Below are 7,954 nucleotides of genomic sequence, written 5' to 3' on the forward strand. Positions count from 1 at the left end.
GACGGGGTGCGGTTGCTCATGGGGGCCAGGGTAGGCGGTTCCCCGGGGTCGCCTCTCCGGCCTACTTGCCCAGCACCGCCTGCATGACCTTCTTCGCGATGGGGCCGGCCAGCTTGCCGCCGGAGATCTCGTCGTCCGGGACGCTGTCGTCCGGGTCGATCATCACGGCGACGGCCACGGGCGAGCCCTCGTCCGTCTTCGCGTACGAGATGAACCAGGCCAGGTTCTTCTGGTCCTTGCCCCGCTCCGCGGTGCCGGTCTTGCCGCCGACGGTGACGCCGTCGATGAGGGCGGCCTTGCCGGTGCCCTTGGTCGCGGTGTCCTCCATCATCTGCTGGACCTTCTTGGCGATCTCGGGGGAGACGGCCTCGGACATCACCTCGGGCTTGTGCTTCTCGACCGTCTTCAGGTCCGGGTCGCGCAGTTCCTCGACCATGTAGGGCTTCATCAGCTTGCCGTCGTTGGCGATCGCGGCGGTCATCATGGCGACCTGGAGCGGGGTGGCGGTCAGGCTGCCCTGGCCGATGCCGGCCATGGCGGTCTGGGACTTGTTGATGTCCTTGGGGAAGGTGCTGGCGCTCGCCCGGACCGGGGTGAAGGGCTCCTGGTTGAAGCCGAACCTCTCGGCCATCGAGCGCATCTTGTCCTGCCCCAGGTCGGAGCTGGCCTTGCCGTAGACGGTGTTGCAGGAGTTCTGCATGGCCACGTTGAGGGAGGCGTTCTTGCAGGGGGCCAGGGGGTTCTGGTTGGGCAGCCTGGTCACCGTGCCGGGCATGACCCAGGGGTCGGGGGAGTCCGTGGGGGCGTTGATGTCCGAGTAGAGGCCGTTCTCCAGGGCCGCGGCCGCCGTCACGATCTTGAAGGTGGAGCCGGGCGGGTAGGTCTCACGCAGCGCCCGGTTGTTCATCGGCTTGTCCGGGTCCTTCTGGAGCGCGTCCCAGGCGGCCTTGTCCTTCTTGCTGTTCCCGGCGATCGTCGACGGGTCGTACGAGGGGGTGGAGGCCAGCGCGAGGATCTTGCCCGTCCGGGGGTCGAGGGCGACGACGGCGCCCTTGCGGTCGCCCAGGCCCTCGTAGGCGGCCTTCTGCGCCTTGGGGTCGATGGTGGTGACGACATCGCCGCCACGGGCCTTCTTGCCGGTGAGCATGTCGGCGGTGCGCTGGAAGAACAGCCGGTCGTCGGTGCCGCTGAGCAGCTTGTTGTTGACGCCTTCGAGATAACTGCTGCCGTAGCCCTGGGAGAAGAAGCCCGTGATCGGGGCGTACATCTTCCCGTCGGTGAAGGTCCGCTTGTACTTCAGGTCGCCGCCGGTCTCCTCGGAGCCGGTGACCGGCCGGGCGCCGACGATGATGTTGCCGCGCGGCTGGGAGAAGCTCGCGATCGCGACGCGCCGGTTCTTCTCGTGGTTGGACAGCTCGTCGCCGCGGACGAACTGCACCCAGGTCGCCCTGACGAGCAGGGCGAGCACGAGTATTCCAGTGAATACCGCTATGTGGCGGACGGGCTTGTTCATATGGGGCAGGACGTGAATCGGGTGAATGTAGTTCCAGAACGGACAAACCTATGAGCCGTCTGTGACACAGCGTGACCGTTGTACGGGTCAGCGCACCGCGAGGTCATTGCACCCCGAGCACCAGGAACAGCAGCACCATCCCCACCGCCAGCACGACCCCCGCCCGCCGGAGCATGCGCTGCGCCTCACGCAGTTCCTCGGGCGGTTCGTCGGACGGGTCGGACCAGAGCATGGCCTCCATGCTCCGCCCGGAAGGCGTGTGGCGCCTGAGTACGCGTACTCAGGCGCCACGGAGGCAGGGGCTCAGGCGGGCCAGTAGGTGGTGCGCCAGGCCCGGGGGCCGGGGTGCGGGACCCGCCGGCCCGCCGCCAGCCGGGCCGGGTTGGACCACTCCGAGCGGGCGGGGGCGGCCGGCGCGACGGTGGCGCCCACCGCCGCGCGCGCCTGTACCACCGCCAGAGCGGCGGCCAGCTCCTCGGGTGTGGGGTTGCCCCGTACGACCTTGATCACGTCGGCGTCCCTTTCGCTACGGTTCGCTACGGCTTTGCTGCGGTTCGCTACAGCGGGATGTTCCCGTGCTTCTTCGGCGGCAGCGCGTCGCGCTTCTCACGCAGGGCGCGCAGCCCCCGCACGATGTGGCGGCGGGTCTCCGACGGCATGATCACCGCGTCGACGTAGCCGCGCTCGGCCGCCACGTACGGGTTGAGCAGCGTGTCCTCGTACTCCGCGAGGAGTTCGGCGCGCAGCGCCTCCTGCTCCTCCGGTGTGGCGGCCGCGGCCAGCGAGCGGCGGTGGAGGATGTTGACCGCGCCCTGGGCGCCCATCACCGCGATCTGCGCGGTGGGCCAGGTCAGATTGAGGTCGGCGCCCAGGTGCTTGGAGCCCATGACGTCGTACGCGCCGCCGAACGCCTTGCGGGTGATCACGGTGATCAGCGGGACCGTGGCCTCCGCGTACGCGTAGATCAGCTTGGCGCCGCGCCGGATGATGCCGCTGTACTCCTGGTCCGTGCCCGGCAGGAAGCCCGGCACGTCCACGAACGTCAGCACCGGGACGTTGAACGCGTCGCAGGTGCGCACGAACCGCGCCGCCTTCTCGCTCGCGTCGATGTCCAGACAGCCCGCGAACTGCATCGGCTGGTTGGCGACGACGCCCACCGGGCGGCCCTCCACCCGGCCGAAGCCCGTGATGATGTTCGGCGCGAACAGCGCCTGCGTCTCCAGGAACTCGCCCTCGTCCAGCACGTGCTCGATCACGGTGTGCATGTCGTAGGGCTGGTTCGCCGAGTCCGGGACGATCGTGTCCAGCTCGCGGTCGGAGTCCGAGACCTCCAGGTCGGCCTCCTCCGGGAAGGCCGGCGGCTCGGAGAGGTTGTTCGACGGCAGGTACGACAGCAGCGCCTTGACGTACTCGATGGCGTCCTTCTCGTCGCCCGCCATGTGGTGCGCCACGCCCGAGGTGGTGTTGTGCGTCCGCGCGCCGCCCAGCTCCTCGAAGCCCACGTCCTCGCCGGTGACGGTCTTGATGACGTCCGGGCCGGTGATGAACATGTGCGAGGTCTGATCCACCATCACCGTGAAGTCCGTGATGGCGGGCGAGTACACCGCGCCGCCCGCGCACGGGCCGACGACCAGCGAGATCTGCGGGATGACGCCCGAGGCGTGGGTGTTGCGGCGGAAGATCTCGCCGTACATGCCCAGGGACGCCACACCCTCCTGGATGCGGGCCCCGCCCGAGTCGTTGATGCCGATGACCGGGCAGCCCGCCTTCAGGGCGAAGTCCATCACCTTGATGATCTTCTGGCCGAACACTTCGCCGAGCGCGCCGCCGAAGACCGTGAAGTCCTGCGAGAAGACCGCCACCGGCCGGCCGTCCACCGTGCCGTATCCGGTGACCACGCCGTCCCCGTACGGACGGGTGGCGTCCATGCCGAAGTTCGTCGAACGGTGCCGGGCGAACTCGTCGAGCTCCACGAACGAGCCCTCGTCCAGCAGCAGATCGACCCGCTCGCGCGCCGTCAGCTTGCCCTTGGCGTGCTGCTTCTCCACAGCCCACGAGGAACCGGCGTGCGTCGCCTCCTCGATCCGGCGCCGGAGATCCGCGAGCTTCCCCGCGGTCGTGTGGATGTCCAGTTCATCGGCTACAGGCTCGGACACGGGATGCGGCTCCTGCTCGTCCGGAGGGGTGGGATGGCGGAACAGGGCGGCCGTCCGACGGGCCCGCCCTGGCTACCGGTTCGTAGCGTATCCGCGCGGATGCGCTGCGGCAGTGCGTCTTTGGCCACACCTTTCGGCGGGATCCGCGCCACCGGGTGCCGCCCGGTTCAGCCCGGTCGTCGGCCTTCCCGCCTCCTATGGTGGCTCTTATGACGCCCTCCGACGCCTCCGGCAGCCCCTGGTCCGACCTGGACCGGCCCCCGCTCAACGCCACCGCCCTGCGCCGCGCGCTGCTGCGCCCCGGCGGACTGTGGACCTCCCTCGACGTGGTCCGGCACACCGGCTCCACCAACACCGACCTCGTCGCCGCCGGCGGCCCCGAGGGCGCCGTGCTCGTCGCCGAGGAACAGTCCGCCGGGCGCGGCCGCCTGGACCGCACCTGGTCCGCGCCCCCGCGCTCCGGTCTCTTCTTCTCCGTCCGCCTCACCCCCGGCCCCGGGGTGCCCGTCGAACGCTGGGGCTGGCTCCCGCTGCTCGCCGGGGTCGCCACCGCCACCGCCCTCTCCCGCGCGGCCGGCGTCGACACCGCCCTGAAGTGGCCCAACGACCTGCTCGTCACCGTCGACGGCCAGGAGCGCAAGGCCGGTGGCATCCTCGCCGAGCGCTCCGGCGACAGCGTCGTGGTGGGCATCGGGCTGAACGTCACGCTCCGCGCCGACGAGCTGCCCGTTCCGGGGGCGGGCTCGCTCGCCCTGGCCGGTGCCGAGGTCACCGACCGCGACCCGCTGCTGCGCGCCGTGCTGCGCTCCCTCGCCGACCTCTACGAGGCGTGGCGCGCGGTCGGCGGCGACCCGGTGGCCTGCCGGCTCCAGGAGCTGTACACCGCCGGGTGCGCCACGCTCGGCCGGACCGTGCGCGCCGAACTGCCCGGCGGCCGCGAACTGGTCGGCGAGGCCGTCGCCGTCGACGGCGACGGACGGCTGGTGCTGGCGACGACCGAGGGGATGCAGCAACCGGTGGGAGCGGGTGACATCGTCCATTTGCGGGCGGCAGGGTCGTAAACGTCGTAAAGAGTGACCGCCGCGCCGTCGGGAGAGTGAGCTACGGCACACCTGACGTATCGTTGTGCCCGGAACCTAAGCGAGCAGTGATCGGCAGGGCAGTGCGCACGGATCGGACAGGGGGCGGGCGGTGACCGCCGACGATGGGGGAACCACCCGAGCCGGCAGGGCCACGGGGGACGACGGTACGGGCGGCACCGACCACGGCGCGCGCCACGCCGGTCACGCCGGTCACCCCGGCGTCGAGGAGGACATCGGCGAGGAGGGCGACCCTCTCGCGCTCCGGCTGGAGTCACTGATCCTCGGGGCGGAGCGCCGCTACACCCCCTTCCAGGCCGCCCGCGCGGCCGGGGTCTCCATGGACCTGGCCGCCCGCTTCTGGCGCGCCATGGGCTTCGCCGACATCGGCCAGGCCAAGGCGCTCACCGAGGCGGACGTGCTGGCGCTGCGGCGGCTGGCCGGTCTGGTCGAGGCGGGCCTGCTCAGCGAGCCCATGGCCGTCCAGGTCGCCCGGTCCACGGGGCAGACCACGGCCCGGCTGGCCGACTGGCAGATCGACTCCTTCCTGGAGGGGCTGACCGAGCCTCAGGAGGGCCTGTCCCGCGCCGAGATCACCTATCCGCTGGTGGAGCTGCTCCTGCCGGAGCTGGAGGAGTTCCTCGTCTACGTCTGGCGGCGGCAGCTCGCCGCCGCCACCGGGCGCGTCGTCCAGGGCGCGGACGACGCGGAGATGGTCGACCGGCGGCTGGCCGTCGGGTTCGCCGACCTCGTCGGTTTCACCCGGCTGACGCGGCGGCTGGAGGAGGAGGAGCTCGGCGAGCTCGTCGAGGCCTTCGAGACGACCGCGGCGGACCTGGTGGCCGCGCACGGGGGCCGTCTGATCAAGACGCTGGGCGACGAGGTGCTGTACGCGGCCGACGACGCCGGCACGGCGGCGGAGATCGGGCTGCGGCTCATCGAGACCCTCACCCATGACGAGACCATGCCGGAGCTGCGCGTCGGCATCGCCTTCGGCACGGTGACGACGCGGATGGGCGACGTCTTCGGCACCACCGTCAACCTCGCCAGCCGGCTCACCTCGATAGCGCCGAAGGACGCCGTCCTCGTCGACGGCGCCCTGGCGGAGGAGCTCACGCGCAACGGCGACGCGCCCAAGTCGGAGGCGGAGGTCGCGGCGGCGGAGGAGCGGGGCGAGTACCGCTTCGCGCTCCAGCCGATGTGGCAGCGGCCGGTGCGCGGCCTCGGCGTCGTCGAGCCGTGGCTGCTCACACGGCGGGAGGGCTGACGCTCGCACGGTCGGGGTTGATCCCGGGTTCGGGGTTGATCTCGGGTATGGCCCACCGGGGCCGTCGGGAGGCATGATCGGTGCCGTCCGTGTACGGAGACCCGGGAGGGCAGCAGCGTGAGCGAACGCCGCATCGGAGAGTGGATCGAGATCCGGACGCACGAGAACGGCCACGTCGCCGAACTCGTCCTGGACCGGCCCAAGGCCATGAACGCCGTCTCCACGGAGATGGGCCGGCTCATCGGGCGGGCGACCGCCGAGCTCGCCGCCGACCGGGACGTCCGGGTCGTCGTCCTCACGTCCACGCACGAACGCGCCTTCTGCGTCGGCGCCGACCTCAAGGAGCGCAATTCCTTCACCGACGCCGACCTCGTCCGCCAGCGCCCGCACGCCCGGGCCTGCTACACGGGCGTCCTGGAGCTGCCCGTGCCCACCATCGCCGCCGTGCACGGCTTCGCCCTGGGCGGCGGCTATGAGCTGGCGCTGTCCTGCGATGTGATCGTGGCCGACCGGACGGCCGTGGTGGGGCTGCCCGAGGTGTCCGTGGGCGTGATCCCCGGCGGTGGCGGCACCCAGCTGCTGCCGCGCCGCGTCGGGGCCGCCCGCGCCGCCGAGCTGATCTTCAGCGCCCGGCGGGTGGAGGCGGCCGAGGCACGGGAGTTGGGCATGGTGGACCTGCTCGTCGACGAGGGCCGCGACCGCGCGGAGGCCCTGGCCCTGGCCGCCCGGATCGCGGGCAACTCCCCGGTCGGGCTGCGGGCCGCGAAGCGGGCGCTGCGGCTGGGACACGGGCTGGACCTGCGGGCCGGGCTGGAGGTCGAGGACGCGGCCTGGCGGTCGGTGGCCTTCTCCGGCGACCGGGCCGAGGGCGTGGCGGCCTTCAACGAGAAGCGGAAGCCGGACTGGCCGGGGGAGTAGGGCGGCCGAAGGCCGCCATTCGCTCTTGTGTTCGCTCTCATTGCGCGGAATGTGCCCGACGTTCTTACGCTGGAGTACGGGCCGGAGGTCCTGACGGTCACGGAATGTGAGGCTCGGTGGCTGGTGACGGGGAGTGCGACGCCCGGCTGCGCGCGGTCGTGGAGCTCGCGCAGGCGATGGCCGCGGCGCCCACCCCGCTCGAGAGCGTCGAGGCCGCGGCAGCGGGTGCCTGCCGCGCCCTGGAGGGGACGTTCGCCGCGATCTCGGTGTGGGAGCGGGAGCGCGGCCGGCTGCGGGTGCTGGTGAACGTGGGTGAGCTCGCGGAGGGGGAGGAACGGTTCCCCGGGGACGAGTCGTACCCGGTGGACGTCTTCCCCGAGATCACGGAGTTCCTCCATGAGCAGTGGGTGGGCGGGCAGCCACACGCGTGGGTGGAGACGGCGCGGGGGGACGAGGAGGGGAGGGTCGCCGCGCTGCGGCGGCGCGGGCGCGGCTGCTGTGTGGTCGCGCCGATCGTGCTGCACGGGCGGGCCTGGGGTGAGCTGTACGTGGCGCGCTCGGTCCGGGCGCCGCACTTCGGGCCCGCCGACACGGACTTCGCGACGGTGCTGGCGGCGGTGGCGGCGTCCGGCATCGCGCAGACCGAGCGTCTGGAGGAGATCCGGCGGCTGGCGTTCACCGACCCGTTGACGGGTCTCGCCAACCGGCGGGCGGTCGACGCCCGGCTGGACGAGGCGGTGGAACTGCACCTGGCGGAGGGCGCCGTCGTCAGTCTGCTGGTGTGCGACCTCAACGGGCTGAAGAAGGTCAACGACACGATGGGGCACGCGGTCGGGGACCGGCTGCTGGAACGTTTCGGGTCGGTGCTGTCGCTGTGCGGGGCGAAGCTGCCGGGGGCGCTGGCGGCGCGGCTGGGGGGCGACGAGTTCTGTCTGCTGTCGGTGGGGCCGACGGCGGACGAGGTGGTGCGGGTCGCGGGCGAACTGTGCCGGCGGGCGGGTGAGTTGGAGCTGGGGGAGGG

Annotated in this window: 8 protein-coding genes; 4 read left to right on the forward strand and 4 right to left on the reverse strand. The window is 71.8% G+C overall.

Annotated elements, in window-relative coordinates; genetic code table 11:
- Positions 1 to 61 precede the first annotated feature (61 nt).
- From K6I33_RS27680 to K6I33_RS27690, 4 genes are all read right to left on the reverse strand, one after another.
- Positions 62 to 1,513, reverse strand: coding sequence for a penicillin-binding protein 2 (locus tag K6I33_RS27680; RefSeq protein ID WP_229357264.1), 1,452 nt, complete (start codon positions 1,511 to 1,513; stop codon positions 62 to 64).
- A 103-nt stretch (positions 1,514 to 1,616) separates the two neighbouring features.
- Positions 1,617 to 1,745 carry a morphogenic membrane protein MmpB gene (gene mmpB, locus K6I33_RS36100; protein ID WP_275126786.1) on the reverse strand — a complete coding sequence of 43 codons (129 nt, stop codon included), beginning with the start codon at positions 1,743 to 1,745 and terminating at the stop codon, positions 1,617 to 1,619.
- Positions 1,746 to 1,816: 71 nt separating this feature from the next.
- On the reverse strand, positions 1,817 to 2,023 hold the full coding sequence (locus K6I33_RS27685; RefSeq protein ID WP_229357265.1) for an acyl-CoA carboxylase subunit epsilon: 207 nt from the start codon (positions 2,021 to 2,023) through the stop codon (positions 1,817 to 1,819).
- Between the two features lie 47 nt (positions 2,024 to 2,070).
- Positions 2,071 to 3,669, reverse strand: coding sequence for an acyl-CoA carboxylase subunit beta (locus K6I33_RS27690; protein ID WP_229357266.1), 1,599 nt, complete (start codon positions 3,667 to 3,669; stop codon positions 2,071 to 2,073).
- A gap of 209 nt (positions 3,670 to 3,878) precedes the next feature.
- On the opposite strand from K6I33_RS27690, the gene K6I33_RS27695 reads away from it, so the two are divergent.
- From K6I33_RS27695 to K6I33_RS27710, 4 genes are all read left to right on the forward strand, one after another.
- The gene (locus K6I33_RS27695) at positions 3,879 to 4,730 is read left to right on the forward strand and encodes a biotin--[acetyl-CoA-carboxylase] ligase (protein ID WP_229357267.1); all 852 of its coding nucleotides are present in this window, start codon (positions 3,879 to 3,881) and stop codon (positions 4,728 to 4,730) included.
- 130 nt (positions 4,731 to 4,860) lie between these two features.
- Positions 4,861 to 6,015 (forward strand): adenylate/guanylate cyclase domain-containing protein, encoded by a 1,155-nt coding sequence (locus K6I33_RS27700; protein ID WP_229357268.1) that lies wholly within the window; start codon positions 4,861 to 4,863, stop codon positions 6,013 to 6,015.
- Positions 6,016 to 6,132: 117 nt separating this feature from the next.
- A complete protein-coding gene (locus K6I33_RS27705; RefSeq protein ID WP_229357269.1) occupies positions 6,133 to 6,933 on the forward strand; it encodes an enoyl-CoA hydratase/isomerase family protein in 801 nt (266 codons plus the stop codon).
- A 176-nt stretch (positions 6,934 to 7,109) separates the two neighbouring features.
- Positions 7,110 to 7,954: GGDEF domain-containing protein (locus tag K6I33_RS27710; protein WP_229357270.1), on the forward strand; the 845-nt coding region annotated here is incomplete at its 3' end.

Origin of the sequence: Streptomyces sp. UNOB3_S3, assembly GCF_020740895.1 — a bacterium.
GTDB lineage: Bacteria > Actinomycetota > Actinomycetes > Streptomycetales > Streptomycetaceae > Streptomyces.

Coding starts and splice junctions, on each gene's coding strand:
- K6I33_RS27680 (WP_229357264.1), bottom strand. CDS start 1,513: ATGAACAAGCCCGTCCGCCACATAGCGGTATTCACTGGAATACTCGTG.
- mmpB (WP_275126786.1), bottom strand. CDS start 1,745: ATGCTCTGGTCCGACCCGTCCGACGAACCGCCCGAGGAACTGCGTGAG.
- K6I33_RS27695 (WP_229357267.1), top strand. CDS start 3,879: ATGACGCCCTCCGACGCCTCCGGCAGCCCCTGGTCCGACCTGGACCGG.